Origin of the sequence: Jidongwangia harbinensis, from assembly GCF_020216025.1 — a bacterium.
GTDB lineage: Bacteria > Actinomycetota > Actinomycetes > Mycobacteriales > Micromonosporaceae > Actinoplanes > Actinoplanes harbinensis.
In genome coordinates this window covers 97,343-115,813 of sequence record NZ_JAIWNC010000024.1, presented here as the reverse complement: position 1 = coordinate 115,813, position 18,471 = coordinate 97,343, and the positions used below count along the sequence as shown (strand labels likewise).

13 protein-coding genes are annotated in these 18,471 nt (G+C 73.1%); 2 read left to right on the top strand and 11 right to left on the bottom strand.

All coding sequences use genetic code 11. The features are described 5' to 3' along the window. Position 1: 1 nt before the first annotated feature. The 10 genes from LDL48_RS27125 to LDL48_RS27080 all read right to left on the bottom strand — a co-directional run bounded on the left by LDL48_RS27125 (position 2) and on the right by LDL48_RS27080 (position 13,825). Positions 2-928, bottom strand: coding sequence for a hypothetical protein (locus tag LDL48_RS27125; protein WP_225258055.1), 927 nt, complete (start codon positions 926-928; stop codon positions 2-4). A gap of 80 nt (positions 929-1,008) precedes the next feature. Next, a complete protein-coding gene (locus tag LDL48_RS27120) occupies positions 1,009-1,683 on the bottom strand; it encodes a DUF6766 family protein (RefSeq protein WP_225258054.1) in 675 nt (224 codons plus the stop codon). Between the two features lie 82 nt (positions 1,684-1,765). Further along, a complete protein-coding gene (locus tag LDL48_RS27115) occupies positions 1,766-2,173 on the bottom strand; it encodes a hypothetical protein (RefSeq protein WP_225258053.1) in 408 nt (135 codons plus the stop codon). Between the two features lie 20 nt (positions 2,174-2,193). Beyond that, positions 2,194-3,546, bottom strand: coding sequence for an SDR family oxidoreductase (locus tag LDL48_RS27110; protein ID WP_225258052.1), 1,353 nt, complete (start codon positions 3,544-3,546; stop codon positions 2,194-2,196). A gap of 42 nt (positions 3,547-3,588) precedes the next feature. After that, positions 3,589-4,635, bottom strand: a complete 1,047-nt coding sequence (locus LDL48_RS27105; RefSeq protein WP_225258051.1) for a LacI family DNA-binding transcriptional regulator — start codon at positions 4,633-4,635, stop codon at positions 3,589-3,591. 61 nt (positions 4,636-4,696) lie between these two features. After that, entirely contained in the window at positions 4,697-5,968 is a 1,272-nt protein-coding gene (locus tag LDL48_RS27100; protein WP_225258050.1) for a DUF1996 domain-containing protein, read from the bottom strand. A gap of 75 nt (positions 5,969-6,043) precedes the next feature. Then, positions 6,044-7,762: a discoidin domain-containing protein gene (locus tag LDL48_RS27095; RefSeq protein WP_225258049.1), complete on the bottom strand. Its 1,719-nt coding sequence runs from the start codon at positions 7,760-7,762 to the stop codon at positions 6,044-6,046. An 879-nt stretch (positions 7,763-8,641) separates the two neighbouring features. Continuing rightward, positions 8,642-9,847, bottom strand: coding sequence for an MFS transporter (locus LDL48_RS27090; RefSeq protein WP_225258121.1), 1,206 nt, complete (start codon positions 9,845-9,847; stop codon positions 8,642-8,644). 2 nt (positions 9,848-9,849) lie between these two features. Beyond that, positions 9,850-11,034, bottom strand: a complete 1,185-nt coding sequence (locus tag LDL48_RS27085; protein WP_225258048.1) for a type III PLP-dependent enzyme — start codon at positions 11,032-11,034, stop codon at positions 9,850-9,852. Positions 11,035-11,059: 25 nt separating this feature from the next. Continuing rightward, positions 11,060-13,825 carry a putative bifunctional diguanylate cyclase/phosphodiesterase gene (locus LDL48_RS27080; protein WP_225258047.1) on the bottom strand — a complete coding sequence of 922 codons (2,766 nt, stop codon included), beginning with the start codon at positions 13,823-13,825 and terminating at the stop codon, positions 11,060-11,062. Positions 13,826-14,013: 188 nt separating this feature from the next. On the opposite strand from LDL48_RS27080, the gene LDL48_RS27075 reads away from it, so the two are divergent. Then, positions 14,014-17,253, top strand: coding sequence for a GH92 family glycosyl hydrolase (locus LDL48_RS27075; protein WP_225258046.1), 3,240 nt, complete (start codon positions 14,014-14,016; stop codon positions 17,251-17,253). A gap of 6 nt (positions 17,254-17,259) precedes the next feature. On the opposite strand, the gene LDL48_RS27070 is transcribed toward LDL48_RS27075, so the two are convergent. Beyond that, the gene (locus tag LDL48_RS27070; protein ID WP_225258045.1) at positions 17,260-17,685 is read right to left on the bottom strand and encodes a PPOX class F420-dependent oxidoreductase; all 426 of its coding nucleotides are present in this window, start codon (positions 17,683-17,685) and stop codon (positions 17,260-17,262) included. 88 nt (positions 17,686-17,773) lie between these two features. Between LDL48_RS27070 and LDL48_RS27065 the strand changes: the two genes are divergently transcribed. After that, complete coding sequence (locus LDL48_RS27065) at positions 17,774-18,430, top strand: hypothetical protein (protein ID WP_225258044.1); 657 nt, start codon at positions 17,774-17,776, stop codon at positions 18,428-18,430. The last annotated feature ends 41 nt before the right edge of the window (positions 18,431-18,471 follow it).

Genomic DNA, 18,471 nt, shown 5'->3' with positions numbered 1-18,471 from the left:
GTCAGCGCCGGCCGGCGCGATGCGGCATCGGGAGCCGGCTCTGCAGGTCGGCCACGCCGTCGGCCAGCGTGGCGAGCAGGCGGGCCTCGGCGGAACCGGCCGGTGCGCCGCCCCGCAACCGGGTGATCCGCCCCGCCAGGCCGGCCAGCGACGAGCGGACGTTGTCCTGGTCGGCCCGCGACACGGTGAGCGCCGATCCGGCGACGAACGCCTGGTAGTCGACCAGGCAGGCACACGCCGCCGCCATCCGCGCGGCGTTCGCCCGGCGGTGCCGCAGCGCGCCGAGCTGCTCCTGGATGCTGGCGAGCAGCTCCTCGGCGGCCAGTCCCAGCGCCGAATCGGTCAGCGCCCGCCGGGCCGTCGGCACCGCCCGGTGCAGGCACCGCTCCGCGCGTTCCAGATGGCTCAGCACGTCGGCGGCCGGGCCGTCCGGGGTCTCCGCCACGGTGGCCCGGCGGACCGCCCGGACCGCCGCCCGGTGCAGCGCGGTCGCGTGCAGGAAGGCCGAGTGGGTGCCCCGGGGGTCGATCGCGTCCGCGGCCGCGAAACAGCGGGCGGCGGCGAACGGCCGGTCCGCGGCGAGTTCGCGCCGGCCCTGCTCCAGATCCTCGCGGGTCACCCAGACGATGTTCCGCTGGACCACGTCGGGCGGCAGGCTGGTGCCGCGGTCGCCGGTGCAGCGGTCGTGGGCGTACGCCCAGCGCTCCGCCAGATCGGGGTCGTCCACGCCGTCCCGGGCGAGCGCGCGCACGCACCGGTCCAGCAGCTCGGCGGCCGCCAGGCGGTGCCCCTGCCGGAGCCGGTGCCGGGCCACCTCGACCGCCTCCTCGACGGTCGCCCGGCGCCTCGACGGCGGTCGCCAGGTGTCCGGGCCGGCGGACCGGCGCGAGCGGACGGCGGGGTGGGTGGCGGGGGCATCGACGAGCACGGCGCTCAACGTAACACCGAACGTGACCACAACGATACTGATCGCTACGGTGGCGCTGGCTACACTACGGAGTGTCCCGGCTACCCCTCGACGCCGGTCGCGGAGTGTGCCGAACCGACCGGCTTGGACTGCGACGATCCGCGCTGCCGCAGGAAGATCGCCAGGATCGCCATGGACGCCACGGCGAGCAGCTCGGACTGCCAGTTCTGCAGCGTCCGGTTCCAGAAGTCGGGCTCGGCGAGGTACTGCGACCAGCTCACCGGATCCTGCAGGTCGCCGAGTTGCCCCTCGTTGAAGGCGGCCACCCCGGCCACCGACTGGGCGTACCACGAGGCCACGAAGATCAGCCCCATGACCAGGCCGAGCGAGTTCGAGAACAGGGTCCGGCGCAGCCCGCCGGCCCGGGCCCAGGCCGGCGCGTCCGGGCCGGCGTACCGGCCCACCTTCTGCTTCTCGTCGCTCTCCCGGCCGATCTCGTCCAGCGATTTCGACTCCGGCGAGCCCTTCTGGACCAGCCAGACCGTGCCGTAGATGAAGAGGAAGAACTGCAGATACTCGCTCTGCCAGTTCTCCGCCACGTCGGCGGCGAAGCTGGCCGAGGTGAGGTAGCGGCCGAGCGGGACCGGCGGCAGGCCGTCGGTCAGCTGCCGGTCGTTGAAGTCGGCCTGCCCGGCGATCGCCTGCCCCGCCAGCACCAGCAGGAACAGCAGGCCGAAGACCAGGCCGAGGGAGTTGTCGCGGAGGAAGGACTTCACCGGTGCAACACCCCCAGCGTCACGAAGTACACTAGCCCGGCGGTCACCACGAGCAGCAGCAGGAAGAAGAGGGAACGCACGGTCAGCCGCCCTGCAGGACACAGTCGTACGGGCGGTCCGGGCGGGGCGTGCAACCGGCCGCCACCACCCGCCAGCCCTCCGGGAACACCGCCAGGAAGAGCGTGTCGCCGGCCAGCCGGACCTGCGCCCACTGGCCGTAGACCGCGGTCGCCTCGATCGGGCCGGGCCCGGGCAGGTTCTCGTCCAGGATCGCCTCGGCGCAGGGCCGGCCGGCCGAGTCGATCAGCTCGGCCCGGGTCTCCGGGGCCAGGACCGCGCAGGCGCCCGCGCCGTCGTCGCCCTGCACCGCGGTCAGTAGACGGACCGCCACCGCGGCGGCGGCGTCGCCCCGCTCGTCGACTGAGGCACAACCGGTGAGGGCACTGGCGGCCACGGTGAGTGATGCCGCGGCGCGTCGAAGAGTGCGCACGGCCCGCAGCGTACGACACCTCACAGCGCGGCGAGGGCCTCCGGGACCGGAGTGTCTCCGGCGAACAACTCGAACGTCGCGCCGATCGTGGCCGGCGTGGTGAGCACCCCGGCGAGCACCGCCGCCACGTCGTCGCGGGGGACCGGGCCCCGGCCGCCCAGCTCGGTGCTGACCCGGACCAGGCCGGTGCCGGGATCGTCGGTGAGCGAACCCGGCCGCACGATCGTGTAGTCCAGGCCGCTGTCCCGCAGGTAGTCGTCCGCCTCGGCCTTGGCGGTCAGGTACGGCCGCATGGTGTCACCGGCCGCGTCCGGACGGTCGGCGCCGATCGAGGACACCATGACGTACCGGCGTACCCCCGTGCGGTTGGCCGCGTCGACCAGCTTGACCGCACCGCCCAGGTCGACCGTCCGTTTGCGGGCGGCGCCGCTGCCCGGGCCGGCGCCCGCGGCGAAGACCACCGCGTCGGCCCCGCGCACGTGGGCGTCCAGCGACTCCTCGTTCTCCAGATCGCCCAGCACCGGCACGGCGCCCACGGCCGCCAGGTCGGCGGCGTGTGCCGGGTTGCGGATCAGGCCCCGGGCCTGGTGGCCCTGGGCGGCGAGCAGCTTCAAGAGGCGCAGCGCGATCTGGCCGTGGCCGCCGGCGACGAGAATGTCCATGCGGTCAGTTCTACCCGCATCGCCCGGCGCCGGGCGGAACGCGACGTCCGTGGCGTCCGCCGCCACCTCGGTGAAGTCGATACCGTAGGTGCCCGGCTCGACGATCCGCAGCACCAGGCAGAACGGGCGGTCCGCGCGGTACGTGCGGTACAGCCCGCGGTGCGCGCCGGCCAGATACCGCGCCGCCGCCAGGTTGGACTGCGAGGTCTGCCCGGCCAGCACGAACACCGGCCGTCCGCCGTCCGGGCCGAAGATCCGGGCCAGCGCGACGTACTCGGCGGTGTCGTGCTGGTAGCGGTACTCCGTGCCGCCCACCACCAGGGTGCCGTCCGGGGCGTAGCGCACGCCGCGCAGGATGGTCCGCAGGTGGGTGGCGACCCGCGGGTGCACGCTCGGCCCGCCGACCGCGAACTCGGTGCGCCGGCCGAACTCCCGTACCAGCTCGGCGTCCGTCGCCAGGTCCGCCCGGGCACCGCACTCCCGGGCCAGCGTGGCCAGCTCGACCAGCGCGGCGACGTCACGCCGGTGCACGCTGGCCAGGCGCGGCGACGAGAAGTGCCGGGCCACCGACAACGTGCACGTGGTCTGCCCGCGCAGGCCGAAGAACTCCTGCCGGCGGGCCTGCCGGCGATAGCGGACCAGGCGTTGGGCGAGCCACACGGTGACACCGGCGATGAGGCTCGCCAGCAGATTGATCAGCAGGTCCGGCACGCAGACATGATGGCCGATGCCCGGGGCGCGGTGGGGTCGCGGTCAGGCGGAGTCGCGGATCACCAGCGTGGGCTGGAACGTGACCGAGCGGGGCAGGCGGCCGGGCGTGGCGATGTGCGCCATCAGCACCTCGGCCATCTCGGCGGCCATCTCCTCGACCGGCTGCCGGACCGTGGTCAGCAACGGGCGGCAGTCGAGCGCGGCGCTGCTGTCGTCGAAACCGACCACCGCCACGTCGTCCGGCACCCGCCGGCCCAGGTCCTGCACCGCGCGCAGCGCACCCTCGGCCATCAGGTCGCTGGCCACGAACAGGCCGTCGACGTCCGGATGGGCGGCCAGCAACCGGCGGGCACAGTCTTCGCCGCCGGCCCGGGTGAAGTCGCCCTCCACCGACGGCACCTCGCCGAAGCCGCGCCCGGCCAGGTAGGACCGGAAACCGTCGAGGCGGTCCTGACCGGCCGGGATGTCCAGCGGTCCGCTGATCGTGGCGAGCCGCCGGCAGCCCCGGGACAGCAGGTGGTCGGCCGCCAGGCGGGCGCCGAGCCGCTGGTCCACGTCGACGTAGCTGGCCGCGATCGGCGACGCCGGCCGGGCCGACACCACCGCCGGGATGCCCAGCTCGTGCACCTGCCGGGGCAGCGTGTCCTCCTCGTGGCTGCTGATCAGCAGCACCCCGTCCACGTGGCCCTGGCGCAGGTAACGGATGACCTGGTGGTGGTCGGACGAGTCGGTCGGGATGATCACCAGGTGGATGTCGTGCGGGCGCAGCGCGTCGGTCGCGCCGGCGGTGATCCGGCCGAAGTACGGGTCGGTGAAGACCCGGTTCAGGAACGACGCACTGTACGGCCGGACCGGCTCGGAGATGACCAGTGCGACGGAGTTGGACCGCCGGGTCACCAGGCTGCGGGCGGCCACGTTCGGCACGTACCCGGTCTCCGCGATGGCCCGCTGCACCATCTCCCTGATCTTGGCGTCCACGCTCGGCGCGCCGTTGATCACCCGGGACACGGTGGCCCGCGACACCCCGGCCGCCTCCGCGACCTGGTCCATCGTCGGGTTCTGCCCACCGCGTGCGGGCCGCGTACTCATGGGCTCTGTTATAGCGCGACCGCCGGAGCCGCGACCGACCCCGGCGGCCGCCGACCTCATCTCAGGGCCGCCCATCCGTGCCGCACTTGACGATGATCCGGATGCAGTTGTTCACCCGGCGCGCCATCTCCTCCACCGGCCAGGCGTTGAAGAAGTCGCCGTGCATGGTGTACCCCGGGCCGGACGCCAGCCGGAAGTTCGCGGTGCTGCCGCTCACCGGATACCGCATCACCTGACGCAGCTTCGGCACCACCACCGGGTGGCTGGCCGGGCAGGCGTTGTTCACCGGGTACGCCATGTGGCTCTTGTGGTCCGCCGAGTCCAGGTCCCGGCCGTTCCAGCACTGCGGAAAGTCGAGGTACGACTCCAGCATCGTGCCGGCCGGGCACGTGACGAAGTCGTGTGCCGAACCGACGTGCCCGGCGTGCAGGCAGGACCAGCGGGAGATGGTGTTGTCGTTCGGGCCGGTCGCCCGCGCGTTGCCGGCCACGATCCGCAGCCCGAACGGCAGCGGCTGGGTCTGCGCGATCAGATCGTCACGGACGCCCTCACCGAGGTAGTAGAAGATCCCGGTGGTCGGCTCCACCGGCGTGTTGCCGTTGTAGAACGTCGGGATCCAGTACGACGACTTGTCGATCGACGGGTTGCAGTTGCTGTTCGCGTTGAACAGGTCCTCGACGGTCGAGTGTGCGTTCGTCACCACGCTGCCGAAGAAGCTGTGCATGTGCGAGGCGCCCGGCATGTTCGGGAACACGATCGGGTCGTCCGGCAACCGGTGACTGAACGGGCAGTCGGCCAGGAACTCGGCGACCCGGACCGCGCCCGGCGGAACGGTCGGGGTGGCCGGCGGGGCGGCGCCGCCGGAGCCGTACACGCCGAACTCGGTCAGCGAGACGCCCCACTGGGTGGCGCGGGCCGTGGTCTCCAGCCGGACGTACCGGCCGGACCCGGTCACCGACAGCGTCTGCCGGCCGCCGGTGCCGTTCGTGGTGGTGTGCATCGTGGTCCAGGTGCTGCCGTTGGCGGACGCCTTGACGGTGAAGGCGCGGGCGTACGCCGACTCCCAGTCCAGCACCACCGAGCTGATGGTGGCGTTCGCGCCGAGGTCGACCTGCAGCCACTGCGGGTCGCTGAACGCGCTGGACCAGCGGGTGCCGGGGTTGCCGTCGACCGCGTTCGAGGCGGGGAACGCGGTCGACTCGGTGGACGACGCGGTGGCCGGCCGACCCTGGGACAGCAGGCCGTCCGCGGCGTCGGCGCGGTTCGCGGTGACCAGCAGGGCGGTGGTGAGCAGGGCGGCCGTGGCGGCCGCGAGGGTGCGACGAGGTGCCATGCGTGACTCCTTGGGGGAGAGGGGACGCCGGGGCGGGGATGGGGGCCCCGCCCCGGCATTTCGCCGGGCCGGTCGCTACTGGTACACGCGGACGTAGTCCACGAGCATCTGCGACGGGAACGGCGTGGTGGCGTCGATGGGGCCGGGGAAGTCCCCGCCGACGGCCAGATTGAGGATCAGGTAGAACGGGTGGTCGTAGACCCACGGCCCGCGGGTGTCCTCCACGGTCGCCTTGCTGGCGTAGAAGACCTGCCGGTCGTCGAGCAGGAACTTCATGCCCTTGCTGTCCCACTCCACGGCCCAGGTGTGGAAGTCCTGCGACAGGTCCACGGTGGCGTACTTCTGGCCGTACCCGCCGGCGCCGTTGTAGGCCGGCGCGTGCAACGTGGAGTACGCCTCGCTGGTGTTCCGGCCGAGCACCTCCATGATGTCGATCTCGCCGTTGTACGGCCACGGCCGGCCCTGCAGGAAGTCGGCGCCCATCATCCAGAACGCCGGCCACAGCCCGTTGCCCTTCGGCACCTTGACCCGGGCCTCGACCCGGCCGTACTGGACGTGGAACTTGTTGCTGGTGTTCATCCGGTGCGAGGTGTACTGCCGGCCCTGGTAGTCCTGCCGCCGGGCCTCGATGACCAGGCTGCCCTGGCCGTTCATCTGCGCGTTCTCGCTGTTCGGCGTGTAGTACTGGACCTCGCCGTTCTGCGGGACACCCGGGTCCATCGTCCACTTCGCACCGTTCGGCTTGGTGCCGGCCGGCTCGTTGAACTCGTCGGAGAAGACCAGCCGGGTGGCCGGGAAGGCCGGGTCGGCGGGCGCGGCCGGCGGGCTCTGCGGGTTGCCGCCGGTGCCGTACACACTGAACTCCCACAGCGAGTACCCGTACGCGCTGCTGCGGGTGGTGCCGTACATCCGGACGTAGCGCCCGGTGCCGGTGGCGTTGATGACGTCCTTGAGGCCGTCACCGGTGGTGGTGGAGTAGATCGGCGTCCAGTTCGCGTTGTCCGCGGAGACCTGGATCTGGTACGACCGGGCGTACGCCGGGTCCCACTGCAGCACCACCTGGCTGATCTGCGCGGTGGCGCCCAGGTCGACGGAGATCCAGCCCGGGTCCACCCAGCCGTTGGTGGAACTCGTCGCCCAGCGGCTCGCCGGGTCGTGGTCGAACGCCTTGTCCGGCCCGCACGGGTTGCAGTTCACGTCGTTCTGCCACGTGCTGGCCTGAGCCGGCTTGTTGAACGAGAGCAGCCGGGTGCCGCCGGCCGGCGGTGGCGTGGTGGGCGGGGTGGTGGTGCCGCCGGCGTACACCTGGAACTCCCAGAACGAGTACCCGTAGATCTCCAGGGCCCGCTGGGTCAGGTTGATCCGGACGTAGCGCGCGGTGCCGGAGACGTCGATGCTCTGCTGCCCGCCGGTGCCGGTCGTGGTGGCGTACGCCTGCGTCCAGGTGGAGCCGTTGCCGGAGAACTGGATGGTGAAGGCGCGGGCGTACGCGGCCTCCCAGTTGATCGCCACCCGGCTGACCGCGGTGGCCGTACCCAGGTCGACCTGGAACCACTGGCTCGCGGCGAACGCGCTGGACCAGCGGGTGCCGGCGTCGCCGTCGACGGCGGCCGACGCCGGGGTGACGGTCCCTTCGACCGACGACGCGGTGGCGGGCCTGCCCTGCGACACCACCACCTCGGCCGCGTCGGCGTCCACGGTGGTGGTGACGAGGTAGGTGGCCAGCAGGCCGACCAGGGCGGCACCGAGGGCGACGGGTCTGAGCCCGCCACCTCGGAACACTGCGGAAGTCATGGAGCGGCTCCTCCTTGCGGGGAATCAAGGGGTCGGGGGAGGGGGATGTGTCGGAGCGGTTACGGGAAAGCGCTCTTTGATACGACACTGTGAACCCCCAGTTTCTCGCCTGTCAATGCCTGGTCGTGGGTCGGGAAGCGCTTTCTCGGAGCGCGCTCTCCGGTGATCTGTCGCATCGACGGTCGTCTGCGCTGGTAGGGGCGTCGGCGGGGGATCACCGGCCGGCGCCGGGCGGCGCGGTTCCGGAACCACGCTGCCCGGCGCGGTGGGCGTTGGTGTGCCACTGGAGCGCTCCAGTGGCACACCGACGTTGCTATGAGCACCGGATGACGACGCTGCTGTTCCACTGAGGAGGCGCATGTCCGGAAAGTGGCAGCTGCGTGGGATGTCCAGGGATCGCCGATGCTCCCGGGGCGGGCGGCGCGGTGGATGAGAACCGTCCACGACGCCCCGCGGCACGCGCCTCCGCTGCCGGCGATCTTGTGGATTACGAGTCGTATATCGACCACAGCTGCACGACTTCGGCTTCCCACCGGCCGCTGGCGGTTCCATGCCCACGTTTCGCCCCTCCGCAGCGCATCCCCGGCTCCGGCGTGTGGGAGGGCTCGCCCCAACTTGACACGCCCTGCTGTTCGAAGAAGTGGTGCAGCACGGTGACTCCGGTGCCCAGCCCTGCCGCGCGCGGCGTGCAGAGCCACGCGCGCTGGCCGGTCGGCGGGGGTGTGTGGAGGTAGGGCGCGTTCCGCACCCGGAAGCCACGCGCGCCCGCCGCCCGGCCGCGGTGTGTGGAGGTAGGGTGCGCGCCGCACCCGGAAAGCACACGCGCTCACGGCGGCGCCGGGTGACCCGTCGAGTCGCGGCGGTTGTGGAACGCCTTCGTCAGCCCGGGGCCGTTCGTCCGGCGGGCCGGGGCAGGTAGCGCAGCGCCCACACCGTCAGCACCGCGACCCCCAGCGCCGCCACCGCGCCGCTCGCCGCCGTTCCGATGGCCGGCGCCGCGACCAGCACCGGCAGCGCCTTGACCGCGATCGAACCGCCGAGCGCCCGGACCGACGCGCTGTACGCCAGCGCCGTCGTCACCCCGTCGGGCGGTGCCTCCGCGGCTGCCCGGGCGTCCATGTCGCCCTCCAGCGCGGTCTGGCTGAGACCGGCCAGGAACTGCGCGAACAGCACCGAGAACACGTGCAGCGGCGCGGCGATCCAGCCGGCCAGCATGCCCATGCCCCACAGGCTCCAGCGCAGCACCGCGGGCAGCCCCACCCGGCCGAGTGCGGCGACCGCGCCGGTGGCCAGCAGGCAGCCCAGGCTGAACGCCACCGCGGTGCCGGCCACCCACGCGCGCCCGTGCAGCTCGGTGGTGAGCGGCACGGCGAGCAGCGTGGGGCCGGACGCCAACAGCATGATCCCGCCGCCGGCGAGCAACAGCACCGGCGAGACGGCGGGGCGGCGGGAGGATCTGCCCCGAGGGCGGGCGCCGTCGGTGCGGTGCGGGGTGACCCGGGCCCGGCGGGCGGCGACCAGCGTCGGCACCAGCGTTCCGGCGTACAGCACGAAGACCGCCACCAGCAGGACGCCGGTGGGGTGGCCGTCCGGTCCGACCGGCAGCAGCGCGCCCAGGCCGGTGCCGGCCGCTTCGACCGCGGCGATGCTCAGCGCGTACCGGGTCATCGGCCGCGCGCCGGGGGCCACCGCGGCGACCTCGGCCCGCATGCCGGCGAAGCCGGTCCAGGCGGCCACGTTGAGAATCAGCACCGCCGCGGCGATCACCCCGGAGGGCAGCCCGGCGATCAGCCCGGCGAGCACGCCGACCCGCAGCAGCATCTCGCTGCCCGCGGCTCCGCGCAGCAGGGCCCGGCCGGACGCGCGGCGGGCCAGCCAGCCGGTGACCGGCGCGGACAGCACCACCCCGACGAGCATGGCCGCGTGGTAGAGCGCCGCCTCCGCCAGGCCGCCACGGGACACCGCGAGCAGCACCAGGACGGTCCAGCCCAGCGCCATCCCGAACGAGTCGACGACGCCGGCCACCAGCAGTTCCCGGAGCCGCCCGGCGCGCCGGAGCCCGCCCGGTCCGGCCCGGCGCCGCATGCTCACCCGGGCGATCCGACGAACAGCGGGGTGGGCGGCGGGAAGCCGTTGAACGCGGAGGCGTAGCTGAGGGTGTACGCACCGGCCGAGCCGATGTACAGCGTGTCGCCCACGTCGATGGTGGCGGGCAGCGACACGTCGTGGAACATGGTGTCGGAGCTGTCGCAGCTGGGGCCGGTCACCACGAACGGCAGGCGTGGCAGGTCCGGATGTCCGGCCGCGCTGGTCCACAGCGGATAGTCCCAGCCGTTCCGGGTCTGCAGCGTCTCCATCAGGCCGTGGTACGCGCTGACGTCGACGTACAGCCAGTTCTCGCCGCCGCGCCGGGTCCGCCCGACCACCCCGGCGGCCAGCACCGCGGACTCGGCGACCAGGTGCCGGCCCGGTTCGGCGGCGATCAGGCCGGGCCGGTACGGCAGCCGGTGCAGCGCCGCGGTCACCGCCGCGCCGATCGTCTCGATGGACGGCACCTCGGTGGCGTACCGGGCTGGGAAGCCGCCGCCGAGGTTCAGCATCGCGATCTCGAGGTGCTCGGCGCGCAGCGCGGTCATCAGCCGGCCGGCCGCGGCGATCGCACGCTGCCAGGCGAGCGGGTCGGCGCACTGCGAGCCGACGTGGAACGTGATCCCGTACGGCCGGAGCCCGAGCCGGCGGGCGAGCAGCATCAGGTCGTGCGCGTCGGCCGGGTCGGCACCGAACTTGCGGGACAGCGGGAACGCGCTGGTGCTGTCGTCGACCCGCAGGCGGACGTAGACGGCGGCGCCGGGGGCGTACTCGACAATCTTGGCCAGTTCGTCCGGCGAGTCGAAACTGAACCGCCACAGCCCGGCCCGGTGTGCCTCGGCGATGTGCGCCGGGGGTTTGACCGGGTTGCTGTACAGCACCTCGGCCGGGTCGACGCCGAGCCGCCGCAGGGTGCGCAGCTCGCCGATCGAGGCGATCTCGAAGCCGGCGCCGCCGGCCGCCAGGGTGGTCAGCACCTCGGGGGCGGGATTGCACTTCATCGCGTAGAACGTGCGCACCCCGGGCAGGGCCCGGGCGAATGCCGCCCGCCGCCGCGCCACCGTGTCCAGGTCGGTGACCAGGTAGGGCGTCGGCTCGTCGAGCCGCGCCAGGTACTCCGGCGAGAGCCCGGCCGGCCAGTGCGCGGGTACGCCCGGCGCGAAACCGGTCAGGGCAGCGGTCATCGTGGGGTCTCCTGCGCGCGCGGGGTCAGACGCCCGCGGCGACGTCGACGCCGCTGCTGTCCAGCAGCAGCCGGCCGGCCTCGGCGGCGGGCACCGGCCGGGAGAAGTAGTAGCCCTGGGCGTGGGTGCAGCCGAGGCGGCGCAGCGCGGCGAACTGCCCGTAGTCCTCGATGCCCTCGGCCACGGTGGACATGCCGAGGCTCTGGCCGAGCTGCACGATGGTGCCGGCCAGCGTGGCGTCGTCGGCCTGCACGCCGAGCCGTTCCACGAAGGAGCGGTCGATCTTCAGCGTGTCCATCGGGAACCGCCGCAGGTACGCCAGCGAGGAGTAGCCGGTGCCGAAGTCGTCGATGGCGAGCGTCACGCCCAGGTCCTTGAGCCGCCGCAGCTGGGCGAGGTTGTCCTCGGTGTCGGTCATCAGCACGCTCTCGGTCATCTCGAGGCAGAGCTGTTCGGCCGCCATGCCGGTCTCGGCCAGCACCTCGGCGACCATGGCCGGCACGTCGCTGCGGTCGAACTGGCGGACCGACACGTTGACCGCCATCTTGACCGGCCGGCCGCCGGCGTCCCGGCTCCACGCGACGGCCTGCCGGCACGCCTCGTGCAGCACCCAGCGGCCGAGCGGGACGATCAGCCCGGTGTTCTCCGCGATGCCGATGAAGTCCAGCGGCGGGATCAGCCCACGGGTCGGGTGCTGCCAGCGCACCAGCGCCTCGAACCCGATCACCCGGCTGTCCGTGAGGTCGATGGTGGGCTGGTAGTGCAGCGTCAGCTCGCCGACCTCGAGGGCCCGCCGCAGGTCGGCCTCGGTCTCCAGCCGGGCCACCAGGCCGGCGTGCATGTCCGGGTGGTAGCTGGCGAACCCGCTGCCGCCGCCGGCCTTGGCCCGGTACATGGCCAGGTCGGCGTTGCGCATGAGCTGTTCGGCGCCGTCCGCGGTGGCGGCCGGGTCGGCGTCCGGGACGATGCCGGACAGCGCCGCGCCGGCCAGGCCGATGCTGGCCTGCACGTGGATGTCGCGTTGCTCGATCCGGAACGGCTCGTGCAGGCTCGCCACGATCCGCTGCGCGACCGTCTCCGGGTCGGGCGCACCCGCCGGGGACTCGACCAGCACCGCGAACTCGTCGCCGCCGAACCGGGCCACCATGTCGTGCTCGGCGACCGCGGCGCGCAGCCGGTCGGCCACCTGCACCAGCAGCTGGTCCCCGGCCAGGTGGCCGAGGCTGTCGTTGACCTGTTTGAAGCCGTCCAGGTCGAGGAAGAGCACGGTCACGTCGTCGCCGGCGCCGCGGCGGCGGAGCGCGTCGGCCACCCGCTCCCGGAACAGCGCCCGGTTGGCGAGCTGGGTGAGTGCGTCGTGGTACGCCTCGTGGACCAGCTGCTCCTGCAGTTCCTTGCGCTCGCTGATGTCCCGGGTGTTCAGCACCAGGCCGCGCACGCTGGGGTCGGCGAGCAGGTTGGTGACGGTCATCTCGGCCTGGCGCGGGCGCCCGTCGTGGTGCGGGAGGGTGAGTTCCAGCATGGTGGTCGCGTACGGGTCACCGGCCACCGCCCGCATCGCGCCGGCCAGGCTGGCCGCGGACTCGGCGTCCAGCAGGTCGGAGAGCCGGCGCTCGGTGATCTTCGGGGCCGGATATCCGAAGACCCGCAGAGCCGACTCGCTCTGGTACAGCACCTTGGACTCCGGGTCGACCACGGTCACCACGTCCGAGCTGTGCTGGACCAGCGCGTGGAAGCGGCGCTCGCTGGCGCCCAGTTCGGCGGTGCGCTCGTCGACCCGGGCCTCCAGCGTGCGGGTGAGGTTGCGGTTCTCCGCCATGGTGAGGATCTGGCGGCCGACGATCAGCAGGATCAGCGCCGAGCGGGCGTACGTCACGAAGTCGGACAGCTCGCCGGTGTGCGCGAACCAGGCCATGCTGGCGACCAGCGCGGCGATCACCGCGACGTACGGCAGCAGCATGCCGATCGGCTGCGCGTGCGCGGTACCGGCGGCCGGGTCGGCCGGGGCCGGTGGGGACAGCGGCTTGCACGCGGCCAGCAGGATCAGCGAGAAGCCGGCGAACCAGCCGATGTCGGTGCCGCCGCCGGAGGCGTAGGCGCCGGTGAGGTTGAGGTAGGCGTACCCGATGTCGGACGCCGCGAACGCGGTGATGCCGGCGCCGACCAGCGCCAGGCGGGCGAAGGCGCGACCGCGCCGCCGCCGCAGCGCGAGCATGTAGACCACGATGGTCACGATGACCACGTCGCCGAGCGGGTAGGCCAGGCTGATGTACAGGCTGAGCGTGCCGGCCGAACCCGCCGCGATCAGCGGGTCCACCACGAACATCCAGGCGATCAGCATCAGCGAGGTGGCGACCAGCAGGCCGTCCAGCAGGGTGCGGGCCCGGCTTGCGAACGTCTGTGAGGTGCTCGGCAGCAACAGCAGGCCGGCCGGGGTGAGCAGGACCATGCCGAGGTAGCCGATGTCGGCCTGGGACGGGAACGGCAGCGCGTCGCCGCGGATCGATTCCAGGTACAGCCAGGCGGTCTGCCCCAGTCCCCAGGACAGCACACCGAGGCTGATCAGGACCCAGCCCCAGCGGAAGCGGCCGGTGAACGACCGTGCGCGCCACAGGCAGGCCACGGCGGCGGACACCGCCCCGAAGGCCAGACCGACGTTGGAGATGGTCCGGGACGCGGCCGGACCCGCGAGTTCCGTGCCCAGCACCGTGCCGAACAGGACCACCACCAGGCCGACCGCAGCGCACAGCCGTGCCCAGCGACTCGGCGGCGCTTCGGTCCTGACTGCCATCAGACGTGTCTCCGGTCGGCCCACGACCATCGGAGATGAGGGCCGTACCGGGGACATCGGGTCGGCGTGGCGGCGCTTGAGGCTTCCGCCGGACCGCACTGAGGTGCAATCCGGTTGCCATTGACCCGCGTCGCTGCTGGATGACATCGTTGTCACCGGACGATGACGTTGTTGACCGGAGGTTCTTCATGCCCCGTCGGTTCCTGGTGGCCGCGACCGTGGCCGTCACGCTCGCCGGCCTGTTCCAGGCGAGCCCAGTCGCCGCCGCCGAACCGGCGCCGGTGGACCTGGTCCGGCCGTTCGTCGGCACCCAGAACTTCGGCAACACCTTCCCCGGCGCGAGCGCGCCGTTCGGCATGGTGCAGGTCAGCCCGGACACCGGCGGCCAGGGCGGGTACGACTACCAGCAGAACAGCATCTACGGCTTCAGCCAGACCCACCTCTCCGGCGTCGGCTGCGAGGTGGCCGGCGAGGTGCCGATGATGCCCACCACCGGCGCCGTCAGCAGCGTCGACCACAACGCCTACCGGTCGCCGTTCACGCACGACGACGAGGAGGCCTCGCCCGGCTACTACCGGGTGCGGCTGCACAGGTACGACGTCCAGGCGGAACTCACCGCCACCCCGCGCACCGGCTGGCAGCGGTACACGTTCCCGGCCACCGACGCGGCGAACGTGCTGTTCAACACGGGCAAGGCCAACCAGACCGTGTTCGGCTCGGAGATCCACGTGGTCGGCGACCGGACCGTCGAGGGCCGGGTCAACGCGGGCAACTTCTGCGCCGGCAAGGACGACCACACCGTCTACTTCACGGCCAGCTTCGACCGCCCGTTCGCCGCGCACGGCACCTGGCGCGGCTCCACCGTCACCCCCGGCGGCCGGGACGCGGCCGGCAGCGGCGGCAACGGCGCGTTCGTCACGTTCGACACCCGCGACGACCGCGACGTGGTGGTCAAGGTGGCGCTCTCCTACACCGGCCCGGACGGCGCGCGGAAGAACCTCGCCGCCGAGACCGGCACGGGCCACGACTTCGACGCCACCCGCGCCGCGCTGCGCGCCGCCTGGGTGGACGAGCTGGACCGGATCGCCATCGACGGGGGTACGCCGGAACGCCGCAGCGCGTTCTACACCGCGCTGTACCACTCGCTGCTGCACCCGAACGTGGCCGGCGACGTCGACGGCCGGTACGTCGGCTTCGACCGGAAGGTACACACCGCCGACGGCTACACCCCGTACCAGAACTTCTCGCTGTGGGACACGTACCGGCCGCAGAACCAGCTGCTGGAGATGCTCGTGCCGGACGTCGCCCGGGACGTCGCGCTGTCCGTGGTGGCGATCGGCCGGGACGGCGGCTGGCTGCCGCGCTGGGCGCTGGCGAACAGCGAGACCAACATCATGACCGGCGACCCGGTCACCCCGTTCCTGGTCGAGGCGTGGTCCAAGGGCCTGCTGGCCGGGCACGAGGAGGAGGCGTACACGCTGCTGCGGGCCAACGCCACGGCCCAGCCGCCGGCCGGCTCGCCGTACAACGGGCGCACCGGCCAGGACTACTACGCCGACCGCGGCTACATCCCGTCCGGGCTGGTGCTCGGCGAGGACTGCGTGCACAAGGGCGGCGACAACGACTGCGACCACCCGGCGTCCGCGACCCTGGAGTACGCGGCAGCCGACGCGTCGCTGGCGCTGATGGCCGCCGGGCTCGGCAAGACCGCGGACGCGAACCTGTTCGCCCGCCGCGGCCAGTGGTACCGCAACCTGTGGGACCGCGACCTCAAGCAGTTCCGGCCGCGCACCGTGGACGGCACCTGGCTGACCCCGTACGACCCGGTGGCCGCGGCCGAGCAGTTCCACGAGGGCGGCGCCCACCAGTACCAGTGGCTGGTCCCGCAGGACCCGGCCGGGCTGGTCACGCTGCTCGGCGGCCGGAAGAAGGCGGAGCAGCGGCTGGACGAGTTCTTCGTGTACGACAAGCTGCTCACCGACCCGGCCGGCACCGCCCGCAAGGACTGGATCGCCGGGCCGTACGACTACTACGCCAAGCCCACGTACAACCCGAACAACGAGCCCGACCTGCTCGCGCCGTACCTGTACCACTGGGCCGGCAACCCGGCGAAGGCGGCGACCGTGGTCCGGGCCGCGATGACCCTGTTCACCACCGGCCCGGACGGCATGACCGGCAACGACGACCTGGGCACGATGAGCGCCTGGTACGTGTTCTCCTCGCTCGGGCTGTATCCGACCATGAGCGGCGCGAACTTCCTGGCCGTGTCCAGCCCGCAGTTCCCGTCCGCCACGGTCCGGATCGGTGACAACACGCTGCGGATCACCGCACCCGGCGCCTCCGACGCCAACCGGTACATCCAGTCGGCGAAGCTGCACCGGGCGCCGCTCACCCGGAACTGGGTCTCCTGGGCGGACGTCGCCCGCGGCGGCACGCTGGCGCACACCCTCGGCACCCGCCCGTCGAGGTGGGGCACCGCGACCGCGGACCAGCCGCCGTCGGTGAACCAGGCGCCGGCCGACGACCGCCGGCACGTGGACGCCTCGGTACGGCCGGCGAGCGCCGCACTGCCGGCCGGCGGCACCACGCGGGAGAAGGCCAGGTTCACCGTCGACGTGGTGGCGCAGGCACCGAGCACCATCGCGCCACGGGTGACCGCCACCGCCCCGGCCGGCTGGACGGCGGCGGTCCGGCCCGGCGACCCGAAGTACCTGATCTCGTCGAACCTGCCGACCGCCGCCGCGGTCACGGTGACGGTCACCGCGCCGCGCGGGGTGGCCGCCGGCACGTACCCGGTGCACATCGAGGTGGGCGCGTCCGGCGTCGAGACGGTCCGGCGCAGCGTCTCGGTCGTCGTCCGTACCCCGACCGCCTGCGCGCCGACCGGTGACGGCTGCGCGGTCGACCTCGGCCCGGAACGCACGGTCGACGGCACCGCCACCGTGGCGGCGCCGGCCGAGGGGAACTTCGACGGCGGCGGCTGGAGCTACGACGCGGCCCTGCTGCCGCCGGCCGGCCCGGTGACCTGGGCCGGCGTCACCTACCAGGCGCCCGACCCGAGCGGTACGGCGAAGAACTTCGTCCGGGCGTCCGGCCAGTCCCTGCTGCTGCCGCCGGGCCGGCACCGGTCGGCCCGGCTGGTCGCCACCACCCACAACGGCCCGGTCAGCGGCACCGTGACGGTCGGATACACCGACGGCACCACGGCTCAGGTGCCGGTGACGGTCGCCGACTGGTGCGCCGGCCCGGCCGCCGGCACCACCACGGTGCTGGCCATGCCGCACCGCATCAAGGCGGGCCAGGGTACGGACGGGCCACCGGTGAACCTCTTCGGCGTACCCGTGCCGTTGGATCCGGAGAAGGAGCTACGCTCCCTGAACCTCCCCAACGACTCCCGCCTGCACCTCTACGCACTGTCCCTGACCTGACCCGGGTCAGGGGGCGACCCAGCCGTAGAGGCGCTCCACCCGGAGGCTGAGGACGACGCGCCGGTCGGCGACCATGGCGCGGCGGTAGTCGGCCCAGTCGGGGTGCTCCTTGCGCTGGACCAGGCGGTACACCTCGATGAGTTCCTCGACCGTGGCGTCGTGCTCGTCCGCGGCGACGGAGGAGAGGGACGCGGTGGCCTCGGCCACCGCGTACCCGGAACCGTGCACGGCCGGCACGTGCAGGCTGGCCCGCGGGTCGCGGCGCAGGTTGTGCACCTTCGCCAGCGGGTCCCGGGTGGAGATGCGGATGATCCGGGTGTCCGGGTCCGCGGTGTAGTTGACGTCGGACAGCTGCGGCCGCCCGTCCCGCTTGATCGTCGCCAGCGTGCCGGCGTTCCCCGCCACCACCGCGTCCCAGAGTTCCGTCGCCATGTGCCGACGCTAGCGCGATCCGCTCAGGGTGGACGCGTTCCGACCGATCGTGCCGGCCAGGAGTCCGTGCGTGCTCGGGAGGTGAGGGATGTCCGTCGACCTGTCGACTCTTCCGGGCGCGGAGTCCCCGACCGGGCCGGCGGCGCTCGCGGTGCCGGCCGTTCCGGCGCGGCAGCGTATGCCGATCCGGCAGCGGTTGCTGTTCGCGGCGATCGGCTGGGTGCCCGCGGTGGCGCTGGCGGTCGCGGTGGCCGCGGCGCTCGGGTCACCGCCGTCCCCGCTGCCCGGCGGGCCGGCGCCCGGCACTGCTGCGGCACCCGGGGATGACGCGGCGCCCGGGGATGACGCGGCGCCCGGCGGTGCTGCGGGGCCTGTTGGTGGGCCGGCGGCCGTCGGGGGACCGGAGCCGGTACTCGCCCGTGGGCCCGCGCCGGAGCCGTCACCTCGGCCGGCCACGCGCACCCTGCTCGGGGTTTCTCGCACCGGCAACTACACCGGTCCGCGGATCGCCGTGGCGGCCGACGTGCGGATGACCGTGACGTACCGGGTGACCTGCGCCGCCGGATCGCCCTACCTCACCGTGAGCTGGGACGGCGCCGGGCCCGACTACGACTACCTGACGGTCACCGAAGCGCCGCGGATGTCCGGCACCGGCACCCTCGACCCGGCATCGACGTCGGGGCGCCTCGAGGTGCGGACCGGCGACGGCTGTGCCTGGTCCGTCCGGATCACCCAGACCCACTGAGCGAGCCGGCGCAGAGACCGGCGGGGCCGCGCCGGTCCGGC